A 24771-nucleotide genomic window follows, 5' to 3' on the forward strand; every position below is an offset into this window, starting at 1 on the left:
TGTCCTCCTTACAACCCTGTGAAGTAAAATACAAACGCTAACACAGAAATGCCGAAGCCGACTACGGTTAAACGTCCTGTTAACATAAAGCGGGTACGAGAGAGTGTGTTTTCAAAGACACAAGCCAATACGAACACCACTAATAATTTCACGAAGAATAAAACACCGCCTAAAACGACCGCACTTAAGCTCATCTCTGTTGGGATACCAAACGGAAGCAACACGCTCACAAAGATAGATGCTACAACCATAGATTTTAAGCTTAAGCCGACTTTTAATAAGGCGAGTGCTGGACCAGAATATTCAGTCAATGGACCTTCTTGTAATTCTTGTTCCGCTTCTGCCAAGTCAAATGGAATTTTCCCCATTTCAATAAACACGGCGAAGAATGCTGCTGCGATAGCAATCACTGTCGCAATTGGATATTGCCAAGTATTTTCGGAAAGTGCATTACCGATAACCGCAAAATTGGTTGAACCGGCAATTAAAGCAATCACAAGGAATGCCAACATGAGAATTGGTTCTACTAAAACACCTAATGTGACTTCACGGCTTGCCCCTAAACTTGAGAATGTGCTGTTTGAATCCAAACCCGCAATTGAGAAAAAGAAACGGAACAAGGCGAATAAGTAAATCACGGTGATTAAATCACTGCCAGCGCCAAATGGTGCGATACGAGTAAATAAAGGCAAACTCATGGCAACCACCATCACTGTGCTAATTAGCACATAAGGCATCGCTTTAGAAACCCAACCCGCATTGTCTGGCCAAATGTTTTGACGTTTCATTAATTTCGCAATGTCACGATAATCTTGTAACACGCCAGGACCGCGACGAGATTGAATACGAGCACGGATCATACGTGAAATACCGGAAAATAACGGTGCAAGGGCGAGCAAAATCAAGGCTTGCACAATGGCAAAAACAAACATTCCGGCAGATGTTGCAATTTCTGAAGGTAACGTAATCATCTTCAACCTCCTACATCAACGCAATGGAAAGTAGTATTGCCACCAAGGCAATCACGAAGTACACGCAGTACACACGGAAATCACCTTGTTGCAACCATTGAATTTTAGTTCCTAACCAAGGAATAAAACGAGCGATTGGCATCGTCATTTTTTCTTCCCAGAAAGGTTCAGCTTTTGTTGCACCTTTAATTACCGCTTGGATACCTTTATCACCTAAAGGTGCGGGATCCAACACTTCGCGCAAGGTATAAAGTGATTTGAAAATCGTACGCAACGGACGAGTGAAACTACCTGCAGAGGCCGCCATATCTTGTTCATAAGCATAACCACAAGCCCATGGATTGCCTTTTGCACGATCGGATAAACGTTGATTTTTGGTGAAGGCGTAAAAACTAAATGGCAAGAAGAAGAATGCCAATAGCATGATAGTCACCATCGGTGTTGAAAGCGCGGTATGCGGTTCAGCTTGTGCGACCACCACACCATTTTGAGCCAACATTAGCGGCTCACTGTGAGCAAGTGCGGTCGAAATTTTCGCAATTATTGGAGTCACCACAGATGCACCCACACCTAACAATACACAACATAACGCTAATACCGCCATCGCAATTACCATTGGTTTTGGCACTTCACGTGCATTGGCTGCTTTTTCGCTACGCGGTGCACCACCAAAGCTGATGCCGTACACTTTCACGAAACAAAGTGCCGCTAACGCACCCGTCAATGCCAACATAATAATGGCAATTGGACCGGCAAGTTTTAAGACGAAATCATCACTTTGACTTAAGGTGAATAAGGATTGATAAGTAAACCATTCACTGACAAAACCGTTAAACGGTGGCAATGCAGAAATCGCCATGGTACCGATTAAGAAACAGAATGCGGTGTAAGGCATAAGTTTGCCTAAGCCGCCCATTAAGTCCATGTCTTTAGTGTGCAAGCGATACATTACAGAACCTGCACCTAAGAATAACAAGCCTTTGAATACAGCATGGTTAAGCAAGTGGTATAACCCACCAAGTAAGCCCACGGTTGCTAATACTGGATGATGTGTCGCGATACCAATCATACCAACGCCCACCCCCATCATAATGATGCCGATATTTTCTACCGTGTGATAAGCCAAGAGTTTTTTGATGTCATGTTCTGCCAAGGCATAAAGTACGCCGAGTACGGAAGATACTGCACCGAAACCAAGTACTATAACGCCATACCAAACATTGGTAGAACCGAGAAGATCAACACCTACTTTAATGATCCCGAAAATACCAATTTTTACCATCACTCCAGACATCATCGCTGAGGCATGAGAAGGTGCAGCTGGGTGAGCTTTTGGCAACCAGCTGTGTAATGGAATCATCCCTGCTTTGGCGCCAAAACCTAAAAATGCCAAAATAAAGGCGGTAAAGGCAAGCGGTGCCGGTAAAGTGGTTTGACGGAATGCGCTAAATTCAAAGCTACTGGCATAGCAGTAGAAAATGAAGAAGGCGATCATAATTAATACCGAACCGGCATGCGCAATAAAGAAATAAAGCAAGCCTGCATTTACGGCATTGTCATCTTGTTCGGTAAGGACTAAGAAATAAGATGCCAATGACATCATTTCAAAGAATACAAGGAAGTAGAATGCATTATCGCTGGTGACTAACGCAACCATGGAAGCGATAAATAAATTCATGAAGAAACCCATGGAACCTGCGCCTTTACCTTTATATTCTTTTACATAAGAGAAAGAATAAAGTGCGGTCACAATAACTAATAAAGAAATGACACACACCATAAAGGCTGCCAATCCGTCAATACGGATGGAGAACGAGGCAAATTCAAATGGGGTTTTGAAAACATCAACGACTGTGTCGCTGCTGATCAGAACGGGGATGCAGGCAACAATACCTAACACTCCAGCAAGTACACCGGTCACGCCGGATATATTGATTGAAAGTTGTTCGTTTCGTCTCACTGCGAGCGAAATAAACGCACCTACGACATAAATCAACAGGGTCGTGATGAGTAAATTGATTGGTAAACTCATAATATCACTCCATTGATTACAAGTTAAACACACTAATTATCTTGGGATAGCAGGCGAAGAAACCATTGCCATTTCACGTTTTCTTTCGTTAGCCTGTTTGATACTCTCATCACTAATAATAAATAACGTTTTGGTCGGGCAGGTTTGCACACAAGCCGGACCATCTTCACGGAAATAGCAAAGATCGCATTTCACCGCAATGGCTTTCACACCTGGTTGCCATGCCAACATATTGTGTAAATCCGTATTATCTGGTGCAGTACGAATATCTCGTTTTACCGCATCAGTGAAGGAGAATCCTTCATAATAGGTTGGTGCGTCAATCGGTGCAGAACCATGTTGGGTAATGGCACCGAATGGGCAAGCAATACCACAAAGTTTACAACCGATACAGAGACTTTCGTTAAGTTGAATAGTGTCATTGATATGTGTAATTGCGTGCACCGGACACACAGTAGCACATGGTGAATCATCACAATGACGACAGAGAATTGGCACGGTTACATCATCATTACGCATGACTTGTAAGCGTGGAAAAGATTGTAATCCGAAAGCTTTATGCACTTCGCTACAAGCGGCCATACAGGTGTTGCATCCAATGCAATCCTTCGGATCACCGATTACAAAACGATTCATACATTCCCCCTCCTTGTATGTAAATAACGTTTTTTACAATAACCACTCTAGGAGTAAGGATACTCCTGTAAAAAAGTAAAGCTCAAGAACTAATTCGAAAATTTGTGATTAAGATCAAAAGATTTCCATTGTTTTTCTATTACTCTGATGCACCTGTTAAATAACAGTGAAACATAATAATTTTATGTTAAAAATGTGAACAGACTTTAAACAAAAATGCAGTAGCCTTATTTAAAATATGGCTATACAAATTTAGGTGCTTACATGATAAAATTTCACACTCGCAGTACGTTTATTGAAACACAATAAACGATTTATCTCATAAACATTCTAACTAAGGACAGATTATGTGTTTAGGTATTCCAGGACAAATTATTCAAGTTGCAGACAGTGCATTACAGCTTGCTGTAGTCGATGTGTGTGGTGTTAAAAGAGAAGTTAATATTTCATTAATTTGTCAGGATGACCCCAAACCTCTCGTTGGTAAATGGGTACTCGTGCATGTGGGTTTTGCCATGACGATTATCGATGAAGAAGAGGCCAAACAAACGCAAGAAGCCTTAATTGCCATGAGCCAGCTAGAACACGAAGTCGGCGATTTTCTTGGCTTAAATCAAAAATAAACAGGATTGCGTTATGCAAGGGATCGAATTACGCATAAAAGGAAAGGTTCAAGGCGTGGGATTTCGCCCTTTTGTTTGGCTTCTGGCAAATCAATATAAGTTAAACGGAGATGTAAATAATGATGGGCAAGGCGTATTAATTCGTTTTGTCTCCCCATCAGCAGATGCACTCAAGCAATTTTTGTCCGACCTGCAAAACAAACTCCCGCCGCTAGCGCAAATTACTGACATTACTCAGCGTCCAATAGATTGGCCAGAAGCAACCGCTGTAACGGGCTTTACCATTCGGGAAAGTGAAAACAATCAAATGGACACGCAAATTATTCCAGATGCAGCTACCTGTCCACATTGTTTAGCTGACTTATTCGATCCCAATAACCGACGCTATCATTATCCTTTTACTAACTGCACCCATTGCGGTCCGCGTTTTACCATCATCAAGGCAATTCCTTACGACCGAAAAAACACGGCAATGGCTTCTTTTCCACTTTGTCCACAATGTGAAAAAGAATATAAAGATCCCGCTGATCGTCGTTTTCATGCTCAACCCAATGCTTGTTCTGTTTGCGGCCCCCATATTTGGTTACAAGATCGAGAACAAACGCTTGCTACTCATGAAACTGCGCTAAAACAGACCGCACTTTTATTACAACAAGGTCATATCGTTGCGATTAAAGGCTTAGGCGGTTTTCACCTAGCCTGTGATGCAAATAACCAAAAGTCTGTTGATTTATTACGTCAACGGAAACATCGTCCGACAAAACCATTAGCCATTATGGTGCCTGACCTGCAGTTTTTACAAGATTTAAGTGCCCAAGAAACAGAATTACTAACCAGCAGTGCTGCGCCAATTGTACTTCTTTTAAAACACAAAGTGCCGCATATTGCGAATAACATTGCGCCAAACTTACAGGAAATCGGAGTAATGCTTCCAAGCAACCCACTGCAGCATTTGTTGTTACGAGCGGTTAATCGTCCGCTCGTGATGACGTCTGCAAATGCAAGCGGACATCCTCCTGTATTGAAAAATGAACATGCAGTGGAACAATTAGCTGATTTAGCTGATTTTTATCTTTGTCACAACCGCGATATTCTACAACGTGCCGATGATAGTCTCGTTCGTGTTGCCTTCGATGGATTAGAAACATTGCGTCGCGCTCGTGGCTATGTACCCGATGAAATACCACTTGAAACACAAAGCACGAAGAATGTGTTGGCTTTAGGATCTGATCTGAAAAATACATTCTGCCTGCTACGTCACAATAAAGCCGTACTGAGCCAACATATTGGCGATACAGCAAATGAACAAGTGCGGTCACAATTGAGTGAAAATCTTGCATTATTTCAGCAGATTTATCAATTTAAACCAGACATCATCGCGGTTGATGCTCACCCTGGCTATTTTTCATCTTCCATTGGTCAACAACTTGCCGAACAGCAACAAATCACACCAATAGAAGTACTGCATCATCATGCTCATATTGTCAGCGTGATAGCCGAGCACAATTGTAATGAACCAGTAATTGGTCTTGCTCTAGACGGTATCGGCATGGGCGAAAATGGACAACTTTGGGGAGGCGAATGCCTACTCGTTGACTATCAACATAGTCAATATTTAGGTGGTCTGCCGGCTGTTGCTCTACCAGGCGGTGATCTTGCAGCGAAACAACCTTGGCGCAACTGGCTGGCTCACCTGCATCAATTTGTGCCACAGTGGCAAGAAATACTCACAAAAACTTGTGCTGAACCGAATTGGCAAATACTAGTCAATGCCATTGAGCGCGGACTCAATTGTCCACCTATATCATCTGCTGGTCGTTTATTTGACGCCGTAGCTTATGCTCTCGGTATTGCACCAACCATTGTTTCTTGGGAGGGCGAAGCCGCCTGCCATCTAGAAGTTCTGGCAAATAACTCATCCTTTGCTACACACCCAAAAAGTGCGATCAATATTCCAGTAAAAATGCCGCTTATCGGCAATAAACTGGATTTGGCTTACTTTTGGCAAAGTTGGTTGAATTATCATGCTTCTGTTGAAGATAAAGCCTTCGCCTTTCACTATGCTCTCGCCCAAGGGTTTGCTGAACTTGCTGCAAATCAAGCTCGCAAATACCAATGCCGTACTATCGTGTTATCTGGTGGTGTGATGCATAACCAACTACTACGTCGCTTATTAAAAGAAAATTTGAGCGAATTCCATGTATTAAGTGCGCATAAACTACCGATGGGTGATGGAGGCCTCAGTTTAGGTCAGGCTGTTATTGCCATGCATAGAAACTGATAATTCCTAATATTAAAATATAAGAAAAAGAGTTAATCGAAAAATAACGATTAACGCTTTTGTTTTTGTATTTCTTTTTTATCTTTTTATAGCGGAATACTGGAAAAGAAAACCAATAACAATGGTGGCAGAATATTCGTCACAAAGCCAAATGAAATGGCTATAGGTGTCACTTCAATGCCCCCCGCTTTTTGGATAATCGGCAAAGTACAATCTATTGCAGTTGCCCCTGTGATTCCAATCGCGGTTGAACGGAAGTGACGCATAAATAATGGGATGACAAATAAACTCACAATTTCACGGGATAAATCATTAAAAAAGGCAATACTACCCTGCACAGGTCCCCACGCATTAGTTAATACCACACTAGATAACGAATACCAGCCCATTCCAGAGGCAAAAGCGAGTCCTTGAGTAATGGGCATCGCTAAAACGAAAGCAGCAACCACTCCACCTAGTAACGAGGTAAACGTAAACACCATCCCTGTTTGGAAACCACGTTTATTGAAAAGTGCTTCTTTTAAGGAAATGCCGTTATTTCTTAGTTGAATACCCACAAAGAAAATCAGCACAATCAATACATATAGATTTATACCTGTAGGCAACATAAGATAGGATTTAAAAAAGAAACCACAAAGAGTACCAAGCACCACTGTGCCCGAAAGCTTGAGAGAATCGATTAAGGAATGCCAACGAGAATCAATTTTACCTTGTGATTTAAGTGGCTCAGCTGGGTTAAAGCGATCGTAAAGCATCAGACCGATCATATTTGAACCCAAAATGATCCCCGATAGCGTCAATGCGGTTGTACCAATAATAGGAAGTTTATGTTCTAAATCATCCAATTGACCAAGTAAATACCCCATTAAGAAAAGGATGATGTAAAGCAAAAACATGACAATATGATTAATCTTTGCGATATAGGATTTATTATTGACCTTCAGTAGATAGCCTAACACCATCGGTACTAAGACAATTAATAAGCCATTTATCATATCCTGCATCATACATCTCCTTTCTTATTCCACTGAGGCTAGCATACCCCTTTTCTCCCCCTTTTTCAAAGCGCATAAAAAAGTGCGGTCAAAATTAACCACACTTTTAATTATCTGAAAAATAAAAAATTATTAGTTATTTACTCGGCGGCGAGCCGCTACGGCATCAGATAACTGTTTTAACACGATTTCTGTATCTTCCCAACCGATGCAAGCATCAGTGATACTTTGTCCGTAAGTATGCGCTTTACCATCTACTAAATCTTGACGCCCTTCAACAATATGACTTTCTACCATGACACCGAAGATCTGCTTTGAACCACCTGCAATTTGCTGGCAAACATCTTCACAAACATCCATTTGTTTTTTGAATTGTTTGCTACTATTTGCATGGCTAAAATCAACCATGACATGTGGAATACGACCTGATTTTTCGATCTCTGCACAAACTTTTGCAACGTCTTCCGCTTTATAGTTAGGACCTTTATCCCCACCACGTAAAATAATGTGGCAGTCTTCATTTCCTTTTGTTGAAACAATAGCCGAATGGCCAAATTTTGTCACAGATAAGAAGTAATGCGAAGCTTCTGCCGCGCCCATTGCATCTAATGCTACTTTTACGCCACCATTTGTGCCATTTTTAAAGCCTACCGCACAAGATAAGCCTGAAGCTAATTCACGGTGAACTTGAGATTCCGTTGTTCTCGCACCAATTGCGCCCCAGCTCATGAAATCCGCTACATATTGTGGTGTGATCATATCTAAGAACTCACCTGCTGATGGTACGCCTAAGTTATTGATGTCAGATAATAATTTACGTGCAATACGCAAACCATCATTTAAACGATATGTATCATTTAAATAAGGATCATTAATTAAGCCTTTCCAACCCACTGTTGTACGCGGTTTTTCAAAGTAAACGCGCATCACCACTTCAAGTGTATCTTTATATTCATCACGTAATACTTTTAAACGTTTAGCATAATCTAATGCGGCTTTAGGATCATGAATCGAACAAGGGCCAATTACTACAAGTAAACGATCTTCTTTACCATGAATAATATTGTGCGCATGCAAACGGGTTTCATGAACTAAATCTGCCGCTTCTTCACTTGCAGGAAATTTTTCTAATAAGGCAATGGGAGGTAATACCTGATCGACTTTTTCAATTCGGGTATCATCATTTGCAACTTTTACTTCGATTTCTTCTTTCTTCGTCGCCATATGTCACTCTCTAAATCTTAAATGTTGTGTTTCAATCTCATGGCGTTACTCTACACCCATTTTTTGTACTAGTAAACTAGTTTATTTGAATTCATACACTAATTTTATACAATTGCATAAAACTTGTACTCGTTAAGCAATCCTAGTAACTCGTTATTAAACTACCTTTCACCTTATCTGGCAAGGATTTTGGCGTAAAAATAGGTTGTACCTGCTCCATTTAAAATAGATTATTCTTTTATCCTCTAAAATGAATAAATAAATTTAAATAAAATGTGGTCATAAAAAACAATTTCAATTCCAACCGCACTTTTTTAAATATTTTTTAAACTCCCTTGTTTTTACTGAACATTCCCCTCATTTTTTTGTCTGATTGAACACTGATTCAGTCATTTATTTTTACTTGGAGAACTTATGAAGAAAAGAAATTTTGTATTAACCGGTATCGCATTAGGTTTAAGCGTATTTGCGACCTCTTTATCCGCTCAAGCAGCTATTCCGAATGAAATCGTAGAACAAGGCAGCCTTGCGCCAATGTTAGAAAAAGCGCAAGCAGCAGTCGTGACTCTTTCTGTTGAAGGCAAAGCAAAAGCAAACAGCCGTTCAGTATTACCTGATGATATTCCAGAAGAATTTAAATTTTTCTTTGGTGATCAATTTGGCGAACAATTTGGTGGAAACCGTGGCTCATCACGCAACTTCCGTGGTTTAGGTTCTGGCGTGATCATCAATGCAGATAAAGGCTATGTTTTAACTAACAATCACGTGGTAGATGGTGCGGATAAAATTACCGCAAAATTACAAGACGGACGTGAATTCAAAGCAAAACTCGTTGGAAAAGACGAACAATCTGATATCGCTTTAGTACAAATTGAAAAACCAACTAATCTTACTGCTATCAAAATGGCGGACTCCGATAAATTACGTGTCGGTGATTTTACTGTGGCTATCGGTAACCCATTTGGTTTAGGTCAAACTGTAACCTCTGGTATCGTTTCAGCACTTGGCCGCTCTACTGGTTCAGATAGCGGAGCGTATGAAAACTATATTCAAACCGATGCTGCGGTAAACCGTGGTAACTCTGGTGGTGCATTATTGAATTTACGAGGTGAATTAATTGGCATTAATACCGCAATTATTTCTCCAAGTGGCGGTAACGCTGGGATCGCCTTTGCAATTCCAAGCAACCAAGCCAACAATCTCGTTCAACAAATCTTAGAATTTGGTGAAGTACGCCGTGGTTTACTCGGTATTAAAGGTGGCGAATTAAATGCAGACTTGGCAAAAGTCTTTAATGTCAGTGCGCAACAAGGTGCTTTTGTGAGTGAAGTCATTCCAAATTCTGCTGCCGAAAAAGCGGGCTTAAAAGCGGGTGATGTGATTACCGCAATGAATGGTCAAAAAATCTCAAGCTTTGCCGAAATGCGTGCAAAAATCGCGACTTCTGGTGTTGGTAAAGAAATTGAGCTCACTTACTTACGAGATGGTAAAACTGAAAACGTAAAAGTGACCTTGCAAGCAGACGATGGTACACCAACAACAAGTAAAACCGAACTTCCTGCATTAGACGGTGCAACCTTAAACAACTATGATGTAAAAGGCGTGAAAGGTGTGGAAATTAGCAAAGTACAGCCAAATTCAATGGCAGCACAACGCGGTTTAAAATCGGGCGATATCATCATCGGCATCAACCGTCAGCCAATTGAAAGCACGCAAGACTTACGCAAAGCATTAGATGAAAAACCATCAGCTGTTGCACTCAATATCTTACGTGGCAAAAACAACTTCTACTTATTAGTACAATAAAATAAAAAAGAGCGGTCAATTTGATCGCTCTTTTCCTTTATTCCGATATCATAAACTGCTCTCTCAATTGATGAAGTTGATCGCGTACTGCTGCGGCTTTTTCAAATTCGAGATCTTGAGCAAATTTATACATTTGTTGTTCCAATTTCTTAATTTGTTGTTGGAATTCTTTGGCGGATTTAGGTGCATTGTAAAGTGCGGTCGGTTCAGCTGCCGTTTTTCCACGCTGTTTCGATTTCGCTTTTTGATTTGCACCTTGACCAATATCTAACAACTCGCCGACTTTCTTATTCAATGCCTGTGGAACAATACCATGCTCTTCATTGTATTTCATTTGTTTTTCACGACGGCGATTCGTTTCGGTAATGGCTTTTTCCATAGATTTAGTAATGCTATCAGCATACAAAATCGCTTTACCATTCAAGTTTCGAGCGGCACGACCGATGGTTTGAATTAAGGAACGCTCAGAACGCAAGAAACCTTCTTTATCGGCATCTAAAATGGCGACAAGAGAAACTTCTGGAATATCTAAACCCTCACGTAATAAGTTGATACCGACTAACACATCAAACTCGCCTAAACGTAAATCACGAATAATCTCTACACGCTCAACAGTATCAATATCTGAATGCAGATAACGTACACGAATGCCGTGTTCGTCTAAGTAATCCGTTAAATCTTCCGCCATTTTCTTCGTCAGCGTGGTGACTAAAACACGCTCATTTTTATCCGCTCTTTGACGCGCTTCAGACAGCAAATCATCTACTTGAATGGATACTGGACGAATTTCAATTTGTGGATCGAGCAAGCCCGTTGGACGTACCACCTGATCGACTATTTCACTGCCCGATTTTTCTAACTCATAAGGACCTGGTGTTGCGGAAACGTAAATCGTCTGCGGCGCTAAACGTTCAAACTCTTCAAAGCGTAATGGACGATTATCCAATGCTGAAGGCAAACGAAAACCATATTCCACCAAAGTTTCTTTACGAGAACGGTCTCCGCGATACATCCCGCCAATTTGCGGCACTGTCACGTGTGATTCATCAATAATCAAAATCGCATCAGACGGCATATAATCAAATAATGTCGGAGGCGGTTCGCCTTCATTTCTGCCTGAAAGATAGCGTGAATAGTTTTCGATGCCTGAGCAATAGCCGAGCTCATTCATCATCTCAATGTCAAATTGCGTACGTTGGGTTATACGCTGCTCTTCTAGTAATTTATGTTCTTTGATGAAATATTCACGGCGTTGCACAAGCTCCGCTTTGATTTTTTCAATCGCATCTAAAATACGTTCTCTTGGTGTGACATAGTGAGTTTTTGGATACACCGTAAAACGCGGAACTGCGCCAAAACTTGTGCCAGTTAAAGGATCAAATAAACTTAAACGTTCAATTTCATCATCAAATAATTCAATTCGTACCGCTCGATCGTCAGATTCCGCAGGGAAAATATCAATCACTTCGCCGCGAACACGGAATGTACCACGCTGAAAAGCCTGATCGTTTCTTGTATATTGTAATTCCGCTAACTTCGCTAAAATCTGACGTTGATCGATAATGGCCCCTTGCTGTAAATGCAACATCATCTTCAAATAGCTATCTGGATCGCCCAAACCATAAATCGCTGATACGGACGCCACTACGATAGTATCTCGACGCTCTAAGAACGACTTGGTAGCAGAAAGACGCATCTGTTCAATTTGATCATTAATGGAAGCATCTTTCTCAATAAAGGTATCACTACTCGGTACATAAGCTTCCGGCTGATAATAATCATAGTATGAGACGAAATATTCCACTGCGTTTTCAGGAAAGAATGCTTTCATTTCTGCATAAAGCTGAGCAGCGAGGGTTTTATTTGGGACAAGTAACATCGCTGGACGATTTAATGTCGCTATGACATTTGCAATGGTAAATGTTTTGCCTGACCCCGTTACCCCTAGAAGGGTTTGATGGGCCAAACCATCCTCTAAATTTTCAACTAATTTTTCGATTGCTTGGGGTTGATCACCGGAAGGTTTAAAATCAGAATGAAGGATAAAAGGCTTAGTATTAATTTTCTCTGCCATAAGTGCGGTCAATTTTTTAACTGTTTTAGAAGTGTGACTATTTTAGCACATTTATTACTCCAAATTGAGCGATAAAAATCCAAGTTTTACACATACTTAGGCGTGTCAAGTCTGAAACACTTCAAAATTGAAAAATATTTTATTTTTTTTGCTGGACTTTATGCAACGTATTGATATTTAAAAGAATATCCACTTATGGCTAATAGATGAACAATTTAAGGAAAAGCCAGTCTGCACCAGTGGTTGACCATTTTAAACAAAAACAATCCACAAAGTTATCCACAGGCTTTGTGGATAGAAAAAAGTGCAAAAAATTTTATACTTTTTTTCATTTTTGGCCTTGACAAGGAATGGACCGCTCATTAAAATGCGCGCCTATTCTTTGTGATACTAAATTTATTCCTCCTTAGTTCAGTCGGTAGAACGGTGGACTGTTAATCCATATGTCGCAGGTTCGAGTCCCGCAGGAGGAGCCAAATTTCTCTTTTGGTTTAGCTTTCGTTTGTCTCCTTTTACAAATTCTAAATTAGTAGCCAAAAGAATTTAAGCCCATCGTATTGATGGGCTTTATTTTTATCTAAACTATACTGCTTGACGAATTATCGCACTAATTTAGCACTGAATGGTCGTCGATTAAATTATCGCACTCCCAACCAATATAATCGCCTGAAAATTCTACGGCTAGCTTTTCAAAGCGCTCTACCCACTGGAAGATCTCATTACTGTCTAATGAAAGTTCTTGCTCCAATTTCACCATAAAGTAAGGTTCTTCATCTTCTTCTGTTTGAATCGCTTGGCTAGAATATTTCAGCGTGTTAAAAGACACTTGTCCGAGCGTCAATTCATCCATAAAAGGAAACATTTTCTCTTCGTCATCAAAATGGAAAGTATGTTCGATCAAATAAATGTCGCTTAAATTACGCCCTTTGCTATTCAGCATGCTCAAAATTTCTTCTGTCGCATTTAATTTCATTTCTAATGGTGAAGCCAATAAGAAATCAAAATAGGTATCCCAATTAGGATCATTCTGTACATTGATTTCTGAAACAAAATCAAGCTGTTGAAGGGTTTCTTTAAGCAAACTATCATGTTCACAATAAAAATGCATTTTTGCCTGATGGTTGCAAATAAAATGCCCGGCAAAGAATACATTTGGAAGCGCGGTCAATTGTGCAAGGATTTTAAAAAGGCGATTAATCAATTTTTCATATTCGTCTTCATTCGGCAAACCGTCCTCATCACCTTGATAAGGCACGGTAAATTGCACAACCTTACTAAGATGTTTACCATGGTAAACATCTAAATTTTCAATATTTGCACTAAATACGGCAGGCATACCATTCACTTGTGAACGATAATTCTGCCAATTTGCCATATCCATGTTGCTTTCCTATTTAAATTCAGCCCAAATTGGTGCGTGATCTGACGGTTTTTCCATCGCACGAATATCCAATGCAATGCCAACATCAACACAACGCTCTGCTAATTGACGGTTCACTAAAATATGATCGATACGTAATCCACGATTATCATCAAAACCTTTTGAGCGATAATCAAACCACGAGAACTTGTCATTGACCGTTGGATTTAATTTGCGGAACGTGTCTTCCAATCCATAATCGTATAAGCGTTGATACCATTCTCGCTCTTCGGGCAAGAATGAACATTTTCCAGTACGCAACCAACGTTTGCGGTTTTCATCGCCAATGCCAATATCTAAATCGCTTGGGCTAATATTCATATCTCCCATAATTAACACTGGATTGGCTTTATCGTGATCTTGTTCTAAATAGCGTTGAAGATCCGCATAAAATTTTTCTTTTGCCGGAAACTTGGTTTCATGTGCACGACTTTCGCCTTGTGGGAAATAGCCATTGATTACCGTTAACAAACCAAATGGTGTTTCTAAATCCGCCATAATAATGCGTTTTTGCGCATCTTCATTATCCGTTGGAAAACCACGACGCACCGCTTTTGGTTCTTGTTTAGTTAACAGGGCGACACCGTAATGCCCTTTTTGTCCATGGTGAAAAACGTGATACCCCAGATTTTCGGTAATTGCATACGGAAAATCTTCATCCGCGACTTTAATTTCTTGTAAACCAATCACATCCGGTTGGTATTTTTCAATAATTGCTTCAAGCTGATGAGGGCGGGCACGTAAACCATTAATATTAAAAGAGATAAATTTCATTTTTGTTCCTAATGTGAAAAATTGTGGCTATTATACAAAATAATTGAAATCTTAACCGCACTTTTCCTGTTCAGTTGACTCAGCATGCTCTGAGCCAAATTTTTGAATCTGAGATTGGACGCTCTCACGATGCCACAACTCTCCTTCTTTCGGAGGGGTAAACACATCAAATGCTTTACCTTTAAATTCAAATTGCAATCTTGCAGCATGTAAATAAGTGCGGTCAATTTTTTCCGTCTTTTTGCCATAAAGCGCATCGCCTAAAATGGGACTAGCTAAGCTTTTCATCGCAACACGTAATTGATGAATTTTGCCTGTTTGTGGCTTTAAAATAAATAATCGTAAATTAGGCTCACAACTTACACTTTCAAAACGAGTAATAGCAGGATTTTCTTTCGATTGGCAGAGTTTCCAGGCTCCGTTCCTGGCTTTTTGCATATCCCCTACAATCAATCCTTGTTTCTTTTTGGGTTTTTGATTACTAAGGGCGAGATAAGTTTTTTGAATATGGTGTTCAGCAAAAAGTCGGAAAAATTCAGCCGCACTTTCGGCGTTCAATGCCAAAATGAGTAAACCTGATGTCACTTTATCTAACCGATGTACAAGCCAAATCTGTGACACGCCAAGCTGCTCAGCAAGCAAAGTGGTTAAACCAATTTCGCTTTGATCTTTATGCACGCTCAGTCCACAAGGCTTGTAAATAATGATAAAATCATCGGTCTGATAAATAATGTCTAATTTCATAAGTGCGGTTAAAAATTGATGAATGTTGAACATATTATACTGGTTTATATTATTCCCGTGTTAATTTGGGTGGCGGTTATTTCTGTCACCTTGCGGTTGCTCGTCAAAAAACAAGCGGTTTCCGCTACGTTGTCATGGCTGATGATTATTTACCTCGTGCCGCTGATTGGTGTCATTGCCTATTTAATTTTTGGTGAAGTGAAACTCGGTGCTCGCCGTGCCAAAGCATTTCAGTTGTTAAAACCTAAATACATCAAATGGCTTAATCTGCTTTCAGAGCAAAAAGATGTGGTCACTCACTCTAAAGACCCACGTTATCGTGCTTTATTTAAATTAGTCCACCAACGCTTAGGCATTCCGAATATTCGAGGAAATGAATTACATATTCTCGATACCCCGGAAACCATTATTCGAAGTATCATCGGTGATATTCAACAAGCTCGCCATTCCATTAATATGGTCTTTTATATTTGGAGTAATGATGGGTTAATTAATGAGGTTAAACAAGCGTTAGAAGAAGCTGTGCAACGTGGCGTAAAAGTTTGTCTTTTACTGGATTCCGTTGGTAGTAGAGCCTTTCTTAAAAGTGTTATTTGTAAAGAAATGCGAGCGAAAGGCATTGAGATTACAGAAGCGCTACACGTAAACTTATTCCGTATGTTCTTCAACCGAATTGATTTACGCCAACACCGTAAAATTATCGTCATTGATAATCAAATTGCCTATACAGGTAGTATGAATATGGTGGACCCTAATTTCTTCAAACAAGAAAGTAATGTGGGCAATTGGGTAGATATAATGGTGCGAATTAATGGTCCTGTTTCGCCGATTTTAAACAGCCTACACGCTTGGGATTGGGAAATTGAAACGACGGAAGAATTACCGCTTTTATTACCAAACTGCCCGATTATGGAAATTGACGATAACGACACGCATTCAGTGCAAGTCATTGCGAGTGGACCCGCTTTTCCTGATGATCTAATCGCTCAATCTCTTGCTACCGCCATTTATGCAGCAAGGGAAAGTATTGTTATCACCTCGCCTTACTTTGTACCAAGTCACAATATCGCTGAAGCATTACGTATTGCCGCATTCCGTGGCGTTGATATCACGCTTATTTTACCGAAACAAAATGATTCCCTAATGGTTCGCTGGGCAAGCCGTACCTTCTTTGATGATTTGCTAGAAGCGGGAGTAAAAATTTATCATTTTGAGGCGGGGCTTCTGCATACAAAAAGTATACTGATTGATAATAAACTTGCACTTGTTGGTACAGTAAATATGGATTTGCGTAGTTTTTTACTTAATTTTGAAATCACCATTGTCGTCGAAGATCGTAATTTTGCGAATGAAGTCGCAACACTCCACGAAAATTACTTAGCGAATTCATCTAAACTCGATATGCAAGAATGGCTTAATCGCCCTCTCTATCATCGAATTATCGAACGATTGTTTTTCTTGTTTAGTCCATTATTATAATTTTGATAATGAATGCAAAAAGGGCGTACTGCATAGTACGCCCCTTTCTTCTTTTACTTATTGATTAACGTTTTTTCACGATAAACACTAAAGCAACTAATACTGCTGCAGTTGCTACAAATCCCGCTAAACCTGATTTTGTAAAACCAACTACAATGTAACCGACAGCACTTGCTGTTGCTACTGTTGCCGCATACGGTAATTGTGTGGTGACGTGATCCATATGGTTACATTTCGCCCCAGTTGATGACAAAATCGTCGTATCAGAAACCGGTGAACAATGGTCCCCACATACTGCACCAGCCATTACGGCTGAAAGACAAGGGAGTAATAACTCTGGTGCTGAATTGGTCGCCATTGCTGCTGCGATTGGCAACATAATCCCGAATGTTCCCCAACTTGTCCCTGTTGAGAACGCCATTGCCGCACCAAGTACAAATAAAAGAACAGGTAAAAATTGAACAGGAATGCTACCACTCACTAAAGAAGATAAGTATTTACCTGTTTGTGCATCACCTACTACTTTATTAATTGTCCAAGCAAAGAATAAAATGGCAATTGCCCCTAACATCGATTTAATACCAACAATCCAGGCTTTTCCATATTCTTGTAAAGAAACTTGACGCTCAAGGATAATCAATAATGTTGACATTGCAACCGCACTTGAACCACCTACAACCAGTGATATTCCCACCGTTGTATTCTCAAAGGCACCTAAGATACTAAATGGTTTTCCATCAGCAGTTAAAGCTTCACTCCCCGTGTGGATCATCATAAATACAGTCACCACAATTAAAACCACAATCGGTAAAATTAAATTACGAACTTTACCTTTTACACCTTCAATGACTTCTTCTTTATAATCACGTTCCATAGCTAATTTTTCATGACGAGCCATTGATGCAATATCAAATGAGAAATAAGCAACAAAGAACACCATTAATAATGAGAAGATCGCATAGTAGTTCATTGAGCTCATCGCAACGAATGCGCCCATAGGCGTATAAGATGTAATAGAGTAAGTCGCCAATAAACCTGCTACGAGAGTAATAATATATGCTCCCCAGCTTGATACTGGCATCATGACACACATTGGTGCAGCAGTAGAATCAAGAATGTACGCCAATTTTGCACGAGAAACGTTAAAACGATCAGTGACTGGACGAGCAATAGCACCGACAGCAAGACTATGGAAGTAATCATCGATAAATGTCACAAACACTAAAGATGCCGCTAATAATTTCGCACCACGACGACCTTTAATTTTATTCTGTGCCCATTCAGCAAACGCACGGTTGCTGCCTGACACGGTTAAAAGTGCGGTCAATACGCCAAGCAAAACTAAGAAAAACACGATATTCATATTTGAATTCATGCCTTCTTCGCTACTATAAACTAATGCAATAACATTATCTTTTAAATAAATGAATGCATTCAATGGGTTGAAATTAACCAACATTAATGCACCGACAACAATCCCTGCACTCAGAGACACCAAAACCCGACGTGTTGCAATCGCTAAAATAATCGCAAGTAATGCGGGTATAATTGAATAAATAGATGAAGAATAATCAATTAGTTCCATTAAGTTATACCTATAAATTAATGGAGACAACGGCAAGAAAAGATACAACCAAGTATAACCAGACCGAACCGTAGCGCTCCATAGTTAATACATAAAACTATGACAGTCACGTTCCTTTCGAACACGCAACCAACCGAATAAAATGACTTTTATTCGATTTCGGCAATCACTCCTTTCCTTTCTCTTCAACGTTATCCACTCTAAGAAAATACTTATAGTAATCGCACCTCTACTGTTGTATAGGATGGAGAAAGATTACATTAAAACGAATAATATTACCAATAAAATCTTATGTTTTTTCCTAGATCGATTGTTTGATTTACCATTACTTATAAGATTGTTGCGTGTTTGTTAAGAAATTTAACCTCTATATGAGGAAAACAATATAAGAATAATTCAATTGATAATATAAATATAATGACATTCGACTAATTAATTATTTTATTTTTGTTAATTCATATTTACCAAATATATTATTTTCGCTATCATATGTTTTGAAAACAATTAAGCATTCACACACGTAAAAAGAGGTCGTAATGAACGAATTAACAAAAGGTTTAACTAATCTTCGTAGCTTGCGCGCAGCTATACGCGATTTAACATTAGAGCAAGCTGAAAATTCACTTTTAAAATTACAAGCTGCTGTTGAAGAAAAACGCGCTCAAGCCGCTGAAATTAAACAAGCTGAACAAGAACGTCGTGCTCGTATTGCCAAATATAAAGAGTTAATTAAACAAGAAGGTATCACGGCAGAAGAATTAACGGCAATTATTGGTATTGCCCCAGCTTCAATTCGTAAAAAACGTGAACCTCGTCCAGCAAAATACAAATATACTGATGAAACAGGTCAAGAAAGAACATGGACGGGCCAAGGCCGTACACCTCGAGTGATTCAAAAGGCCTTAGATAAAGGTGCTTCTTTAGCTTCTTTCGAAATCTAATTTCATTATCAACTATATAGAACCCATTTTTATGGGTTCTCTTTTTTTATTTACCTTGCAAAATATTCATTATGTTAGAAAAGAAAATATTACTGACGGACTGTCCTGATGATAAAGGCTTAATCGCCAAAATCACCAATATTTGTTACAAACATCAATTAAATATCCTTCATAATAATGAGTTCGTTGATTTTGAAACGAAGCATTTCTTTATGCGTACAGAGTTAGAAGGGATTTTTAATGAAGACACCTTGCTAGCTGATTTAGATTATAGTTTGCCGAAAGGGACAAACTGTCGGCTAATCAGTGCAAAACGTAAACGTATCGTAATTTTAGTGACTAAAGAAGCGCACTGTTTAGGTGATATTTTAATGAAAAATTACTACGGTGCATTAGATGTAGAAATTGCGGCAGTAATTGGAAATCACGATAATTTACGCGAATTAGTTGAACGCTTTGATATTCCATTCCATTGTGTCAGTCATGAAGGGCTCACTCGTGTGGAACACGATAAATTACTCGCTGAAAAAATTGATGAATATGCACCTGATTATATTGTGTTAGCTAAATATATGCGTGTATTAAATCCAGAATTCGTGGCGCGTTATCCCAATCGCGTCATCAATATTCACCATTCATTCTTACCCGCATTTATTGGAGCAAAACCCTATCAACAAGCCTATGAACGTGGCGTAAAAATTATTGGTGCAACGGCTCACTTTATTAATAATGAATTAGATCAAGGTCCGATCATTATGCAAAATGTAATAAATGTGGATCACACTTACTCTGCCGATGCCATGATGCGTGCAGGCCGTGATGTGGAAAAAACCGTATTAAGCCGTGCGCTTGATCTTGCCTTACATGATCGTATTTTTGTGTATAAAAATAAAACGGTGGTCTTGTAATGAAAGCAATCACTTTAGAGCCAATTTCTCGCATTGAAGGTGAGATCAACTTACCTGGCTCGAAAAGTTTATCAAACCGTGCATTATTATTAGCAGCATTAGCTAAAGGCACCACAACGGTCACTAACTTGTTAGACAGTGATGACATTCGTCATATGTTAAATGCCCTTAAATCTTTAGGGGTGAATTACCAACTATCCGAAGACAAAACTTGCTGTGAAGTTGAAGGCTTAGGTGGCGCATTTCAGGTTGAAAATGGCTTGTCGCTGTTTCTAGGCAATGCTGGCACCGCTATGCGACCTTTAACCGCTGCGCTTTGTTTAAAAGGCGATACAGAAGGCGAAGTTATTTTGACTGGTGAGCCCCGTATGAAAGAGCGTCCAATCAAACATTTGGTTGATGCACTTCTTCAAGCAGGCGCCAATGTTCGTTATTTAGAAAATGACGGTTACCCACCAGTTGCAATTCGTAATCAAGGGATTAAAGGTGGCATGATTAAAATTGACGGTTCAATTTCTTCTCAATTTTTGACCGCACTTTTAATGACTGCGCCTCTTGCTGAAGGCGATTTAGATATCCATATTGTGGGTGATTTAGTTTCAAAACCTTATATTGATATTACCCTCGCGATGATGAAAGATTTTGGTGTTTCGGTTGAAAATCAACATTATCAAGTGTTTAAGGTGAAAGGTAACCAATCCTATGTTTCACCTGGCAAATACATGGTCGAAGGTGATGCCTCATCTGCCTCTTATTTCTTTGCCGCTGCCGCGATTAAAGGCAACGTAAAAGTGACGGGAATTGGCAAACATTCCATTCAAGGCGACCGCCTATTTGCTGACGTGCTAGAAAAAATGGGCGCTAAAATCACTTGGGGTGAAGATTTTATTCAAGCAGAACAAGCTGAACTCCACGGCATTGATATGGATATGAACCACATTCCTGATGCGGCTATGACGATTGCCACAACCGCTTTATTTGCCAAGGGTGAAACCGTTATTCGCAACATTTATAACTGGCGTGTGAAAGAGACCGATCGCCTTTCAGCTATGGCTGCCGAGTTACGAAAAGTCGGTGCAGAGGTTGAAGAAGGTGAAGATTTTATTCGAATTCAACCGCTTCCCCTTTCTCAATTTAAACATGCCGAAATTGAGACTTATAACGATCACCGTATGGCAATGTGCTTTGCGTTGATTGCTTTATCGGATACCCCCGTCACGATTTTAGATCCAAAATGTACGGCTAAAACCTTCCCAACATTCTTCGATGAATTTGAGAAATTAAGTGTTCGAAGCTAAAAACATAAAAAAGCACCGAATGCTCGGTGCTTTTTTCGTTATTTCTAAATAGAAGATAAAAATTCTTTTCGAGTTTCGCGATCTTCTAAAAAGACCCCGCCATAGGCTGATGTCACGGTATAACTGTGGGTATCTTTTACTCCGCGAGCTTTCACACAGAAATGTGTTGCTTTCACATAAACGGCCACATCATCAGTTTCTAAAATGGTTTGAAATGCCGTTAAAAGCTGTTCAGTTAAACGCTCTTGTACTTGTGGGCGTTGCGCAAAAAACGCCACAATGCGATTGATTTTAGACAAGCCAATCACCCAATCTTTTGGATAATATGCGACAGCAACATTGCCATCAATTGTCACAAAATGATGCTCGCAAGTACTGGTCAAGGTGATGTCATTCACTTGCACCATTTCGCTCACTTTCATTTGGTTTTTGATTTTCGTCATTTTCGGGAAATTGGCATAATCCATTCCACTGAAAATTTCATCAATAAACATTTTGGCTAAGCGATTTGGCGTTTCTTCTAAACTATCATCATGCAGATCTAATCCAATCAATTCCATCACTTCACGCATATGCGAAGCAATCGCCGCACGGCGCTCATCTTTACATTGAGTCGGATCAATCATTGGTGTTTCGATGCCTTTGGCTACCAAGGCTCGGCGGACACTTTCCGCATCAGGTGAAATCGCGTTCATTTACTTTCCATTTATAAAAAATATTGTGTTATTTTAACAAAAGATGAATTATTCGTAAAATGCGAAAAATCACCCTAATTTATTAATTTCCTTCATATTGTATTTCGGGCTACAATATATCCACGTTTATTTTGCTCAACCCAAAGGATTGATTATGTTGCCACTTGAAGATGCCTTGGCGCAAATGCTCAACCAACTTCCCTTCCCAACAAAAACTGAAACACTGGCTTTAACTGAAGCTGCAGATCGTATCTGTGCGGAAGATGTGATTTCTCCGATTAATGTGCCTTCTTTTGATAACTCCGCGATGGATGGCTATGCGGTTCGTTTAGTCGATTTACAGCAATCCATGACGCTTTCTGTCGCAGGAAAATCCTTTGCTGGTAATCCATTTCAAGGGGAATGGGTAGCACAAAGTGCGGTCAGAATTATGACGGGTGCGATGATTCCCGAAGGTGCTGATGCGGTGGTGATGCAAGAAGAGGTCACCGTCAATGAAGATGGTTCTGTTACCTTTGCAGCATTACCTAAAGCGAATCAGAATATTCGCCGTATTGGTGAAGATGTGAAAAAAGGTGATGTGGTATTACATCAAGGGGATGAGTTAAATGCCGTTTCTTTACCTTTACTCGCGTCATTAGGCATCGCTGAAGTGAAAGCTTACCCTCGCTTAAAAGTGGCCGTGCTTTCAACGGGTGATGAATTAGTGCCTGTCGGCCAACCATTACAAGCGGGACAAATCTACGATACCAACCGTTTCACCGTCAAATTAATGCTCGAAAAGTTAAATTGCAATGTGCTCGATTTTGGTATTCTGCCGGATAACCAAGCAGAATTTGAAGCGGCCTTTGTGAAAGCACAAGCTCAGGCCGATCTTATGATCACAAGCGGTGGCGTTTCGGTGGGTGAAGCTGACTTCACGAAAACCGTATTAGAAAAAGTGGGTCAAGTGAATTTCTGGAAAATTGCAATGAAACCCGGCAAGCCATTTGCTTTCGGTAAATTAGAAAATGCTTGGTTCTGCGGTTTACCCGGCAATCCCGTTTCTGCATTAGTGACATTCTATCAATTGGTTCAACCTGCTATCGCCAAATTAAGCGGTAAAAAACACCCGAAAAAACAACCGCACTTTCAAGCGATTGCCCAAACCAATTTGAAAAAAGCGCCAGGACGTTTAGATTTCCAACGTGGTTTCTATCAAATCAATGAAAATGGTCAACTTGAAGTGCAACCGGTGGGTTTCCAAGGCTCGCATTTATTCAGTTCCTTTGTGAAAAGTAACTGTTTTATTCGTTTAGAAAAAGATCGTGGTAATGTGTCTGCGGGCGAAATCGTCACCATTGAACCGTTTAATCACCTATTGGGGCAATAATGGCTGAATTAAGCTACGAAGAAGAACTGCGTTATAACCGCCAAATCATCTTAAAAGCGGTTGATTTTGACGGACAAGAAAAGCTGAAAGACAGCCGAATGTTAATTGTCGGTCTAGGCGGTTTAGGCTGTGCGGCAAGTCAATATCTTGCCGCCGCTGGCGTGGGTCATTTAACCTTATTGGATTTTGACACCGTATCGCTTTCTAATTTGCAACGTCAGGTGTTGCATACGGATAGCCGATTGAATATGCCTAAAGTGGAATCGGCAAAAATCGCCTTGCAGCAGATTAATCCTCATGTCGAAATTGAAACCATCAATGCACAACTTTCCGAAGAAAAATTCGCGGAAATCATACCGCACTTTGATGTGATATTAGATTGTACCGATAACGTGGATATTCGTAATGCGCTCGATCGTGGGTGCGAACAAGCGAAGACCCCGCTTGTTTCTGGTGCTGCAATCCGTTTAGAAGGACAGATTTCCGTCTTTACTTATGAACCCAATACCCCAACCTATCGCCAACTTAGCCAACTCTTTGGACAAAATGTTTTAAGCTGTGTAGAAGCTGGCGTACTGGCGCCAATCGTGGGGATTGTGGGCTCTATTCAAGCCTTAGAAGCCATCAAAGTGCGGTTAAAAATCGGTTCAAATTTATGTGGACGCTTATTGTTAATCGATGGATTAACCATGCGTGTACGAGAAATGAAATTGCCCGTTTAAGTTTTCTCTTAACATTTAGACAGACAGTAAGTCTGTCTAAATCCTAAATTACCCACAAATAATTATCCCTCCCCTCGTGCATTAACAAAAAACAAATGCTATTATCTTGCTCGACAATTCATTTGTCTTATATCGCAAGTTTTGTGTATAGGAAAATGGCAGACACTTCAAAAATCTCTTCATTTTATACC

At 40.0% G+C, this 24771-nt stretch carries 20 protein-coding genes, 1 tRNA gene and 1 riboswitch; of the genes, 10 read left to right on the top strand and 11 right to left on the bottom strand.

Annotation, left to right across the window (positions count from 1 at the left end):
* Positions 1 to 8 precede the first annotated feature (8 nt).
* Genes ACXVWB_RS07790 through ACXVWB_RS07800 form a run of 3 tightly spaced genes read right to left on the bottom strand, consistent with a single transcriptional unit; the run spans position 9 to position 3639 of the window.
* Positions 9 to 971, bottom strand: a complete 963-nt coding sequence (locus ACXVWB_RS07790) for a respiratory chain complex I subunit 1 family protein (protein ID WP_049357464.1) — start codon at positions 969 to 971, stop codon at positions 9 to 11.
* A 10-nt stretch (positions 972 to 981) separates the two neighbouring features.
* Positions 982 to 3003: a hydrogenase 4 subunit B gene (hyfB, locus tag ACXVWB_RS07795; RefSeq protein ID WP_289902054.1), complete on the bottom strand. Its 2022-nt coding sequence runs from the start codon at positions 3001 to 3003 to the stop codon at positions 982 to 984.
* A 36-nt stretch (positions 3004 to 3039) separates the two neighbouring features.
* Positions 3040 to 3639, bottom strand: coding sequence for a 4Fe-4S dicluster domain-containing protein (locus ACXVWB_RS07800; RefSeq protein WP_014065505.1), 600 nt, complete (start codon positions 3637 to 3639; stop codon positions 3040 to 3042).
* Positions 3640 to 3986: 347 nt separating this feature from the next.
* Between ACXVWB_RS07800 and hybG the strand changes: the two genes are divergently transcribed.
* Both hybG and hypF read left to right on the top strand, forming a co-directional pair.
* Positions 3987 to 4262 carry a hydrogenase maturation factor HybG gene (hybG, locus tag ACXVWB_RS07805; RefSeq protein WP_005696275.1) on the top strand — a complete coding sequence of 92 codons (276 nt, stop codon included), beginning with the start codon at positions 3987 to 3989 and terminating at the stop codon, positions 4260 to 4262.
* 13 nt (positions 4263 to 4275) lie between these two features.
* On the top strand, positions 4276 to 6543 hold the full coding sequence (gene hypF, locus ACXVWB_RS07810; protein ID WP_128787438.1) for a carbamoyltransferase HypF: 2268 nt from the start codon (positions 4276 to 4278) through the stop codon (positions 6541 to 6543).
* A gap of 86 nt (positions 6544 to 6629) precedes the next feature.
* Here hypF and ACXVWB_RS07815 read toward each other — a convergent pair whose 3' ends face one another.
* Both ACXVWB_RS07815 and aroG read right to left on the bottom strand, forming a co-directional pair.
* Positions 6630 to 7547, bottom strand: a complete 918-nt coding sequence (locus tag ACXVWB_RS07815; RefSeq protein ID WP_289902093.1) for a LysO family transporter — start codon at positions 7545 to 7547, stop codon at positions 6630 to 6632.
* A gap of 123 nt (positions 7548 to 7670) precedes the next feature.
* A complete protein-coding gene (gene aroG / locus ACXVWB_RS07820; RefSeq protein ID WP_049357471.1) occupies positions 7671 to 8762 on the bottom strand; it encodes a 3-deoxy-7-phosphoheptulonate synthase AroG in 1092 nt (363 codons plus the stop codon).
* 414 nt (positions 8763 to 9176) lie between these two features.
* On the opposite strand from aroG, the gene ACXVWB_RS07825 reads away from it, so the two are divergent.
* Positions 9177 to 10568 (top strand): DegQ family serine endoprotease, encoded by a 1392-nt coding sequence (locus tag ACXVWB_RS07825; protein WP_289902053.1) that lies wholly within the window; start codon positions 9177 to 9179, stop codon positions 10566 to 10568.
* Positions 10569 to 10605: 37 nt separating this feature from the next.
* Here ACXVWB_RS07825 and uvrB read toward each other — a convergent pair whose 3' ends face one another.
* Entirely contained in the window at positions 10606 to 12642 is a 2037-nt protein-coding gene (gene uvrB / locus ACXVWB_RS07830) for an excinuclease ABC subunit UvrB (protein WP_289902052.1), read from the bottom strand.
* Positions 12643 to 13042: 400 nt separating this feature from the next.
* Here uvrB and ACXVWB_RS07835 point away from each other — a divergent pair.
* Positions 13043 to 13118, top strand: a tRNA-Asn gene (locus ACXVWB_RS07835).
* Between the two features lie 131 nt (positions 13119 to 13249).
* Here ACXVWB_RS07835 and ACXVWB_RS07840 read toward each other — a convergent pair.
* From ACXVWB_RS07840 to ACXVWB_RS07850, 3 genes are read right to left on the bottom strand one after another with little or no spacing between them, the layout of a single operon-like run.
* Complete coding sequence (locus tag ACXVWB_RS07840) at positions 13250 to 14023, bottom strand: TIGR01619 family protein (RefSeq protein WP_289902051.1); 774 nt, start codon at positions 14021 to 14023, stop codon at positions 13250 to 13252.
* Between the two features lie 9 nt (positions 14024 to 14032).
* Positions 14033 to 14836, bottom strand: a complete 804-nt coding sequence (xthA, locus tag ACXVWB_RS07845) for an exodeoxyribonuclease III (protein WP_265469745.1) — start codon at positions 14834 to 14836, stop codon at positions 14033 to 14035.
* Between the two features lie 51 nt (positions 14837 to 14887).
* On the bottom strand, positions 14888 to 15580 hold the full coding sequence (locus tag ACXVWB_RS07850; protein WP_289902092.1) for a TIGR01621 family pseudouridine synthase: 693 nt from the start codon (positions 15578 to 15580) through the stop codon (positions 14888 to 14890).
* 18 nt (positions 15581 to 15598) lie between these two features.
* Here ACXVWB_RS07850 and cls point away from each other — a divergent pair, with 18 nt between their 5' ends.
* Positions 15599 to 17059: a cardiolipin synthase gene (gene cls, locus ACXVWB_RS07855; RefSeq protein ID WP_289902091.1), complete on the top strand. Its 1461-nt coding sequence runs from the start codon at positions 15599 to 15601 to the stop codon at positions 17057 to 17059.
* Between the two features lie 64 nt (positions 17060 to 17123).
* Here cls and ACXVWB_RS07860 read toward each other — a convergent pair whose 3' ends face one another.
* Entirely contained in the window at positions 17124 to 18644 is a 1521-nt protein-coding gene (locus ACXVWB_RS07860) for a Na+/H+ antiporter NhaC family protein (RefSeq protein ID WP_289902049.1), read from the bottom strand.
* Between the two features lie 63 nt (positions 18645 to 18707).
* Positions 18708 to 18884: riboswitch (Lysine riboswitch) on the bottom strand.
* A gap of 296 nt (positions 18885 to 19180) precedes the next feature.
* On the opposite strand from ACXVWB_RS07860, the gene ACXVWB_RS07865 reads away from it, so the two are divergent.
* The 3 genes from ACXVWB_RS07865 (at position 19181) to aroA (ending at position 21791) form a co-directional block, all read left to right on the top strand.
* Positions 19181 to 19585, top strand: a complete 405-nt coding sequence (locus ACXVWB_RS07865; protein WP_128787449.1) for an H-NS family histone-like protein — start codon at positions 19181 to 19183, stop codon at positions 19583 to 19585.
* A gap of 71 nt (positions 19586 to 19656) precedes the next feature.
* Positions 19657 to 20493, top strand: coding sequence for a formyltetrahydrofolate deformylase (gene purU / locus ACXVWB_RS07870; RefSeq protein WP_128787450.1), 837 nt, complete (start codon positions 19657 to 19659; stop codon positions 20491 to 20493).
* The gene (gene aroA / locus ACXVWB_RS07875) at positions 20493 to 21791 is read left to right on the top strand and encodes a 3-phosphoshikimate 1-carboxyvinyltransferase (RefSeq protein ID WP_128787451.1); all 1299 of its coding nucleotides are present in this window, start codon (positions 20493 to 20495) and stop codon (positions 21789 to 21791) included. The genes purU and aroA overlap by 1 nt, the downstream gene beginning before the upstream one ends.
* Before the next feature lie 44 nt (positions 21792 to 21835).
* Here aroA and folE read toward each other — a convergent pair whose 3' ends face one another.
* Positions 21836 to 22486 carry a GTP cyclohydrolase I FolE gene (folE, locus tag ACXVWB_RS07880; protein WP_128787452.1) on the bottom strand — a complete coding sequence of 217 codons (651 nt, stop codon included), beginning with the start codon at positions 22484 to 22486 and terminating at the stop codon, positions 21836 to 21838.
* A gap of 154 nt (positions 22487 to 22640) precedes the next feature.
* Here folE and moeA point away from each other — a divergent pair, with 154 nt between their 5' ends.
* A complete protein-coding gene (gene moeA / locus ACXVWB_RS07885) occupies positions 22641 to 23858 on the top strand; it encodes a molybdopterin molybdotransferase MoeA (RefSeq protein ID WP_289902048.1) in 1218 nt (405 codons plus the stop codon).
* Complete coding sequence (gene moeB, locus ACXVWB_RS07890; RefSeq protein WP_128787454.1) at positions 23858 to 24580, top strand: molybdopterin-synthase adenylyltransferase MoeB; 723 nt, start codon at positions 23858 to 23860, stop codon at positions 24578 to 24580. Before moeA ends, moeB begins: the two co-directional genes overlap by 1 nt.
* Positions 24581 to 24771 lie beyond the last annotated feature (191 nt).

The sequence above is a fragment of the Haemophilus sp. SZY H53 genome (assembly GCF_054332375.1).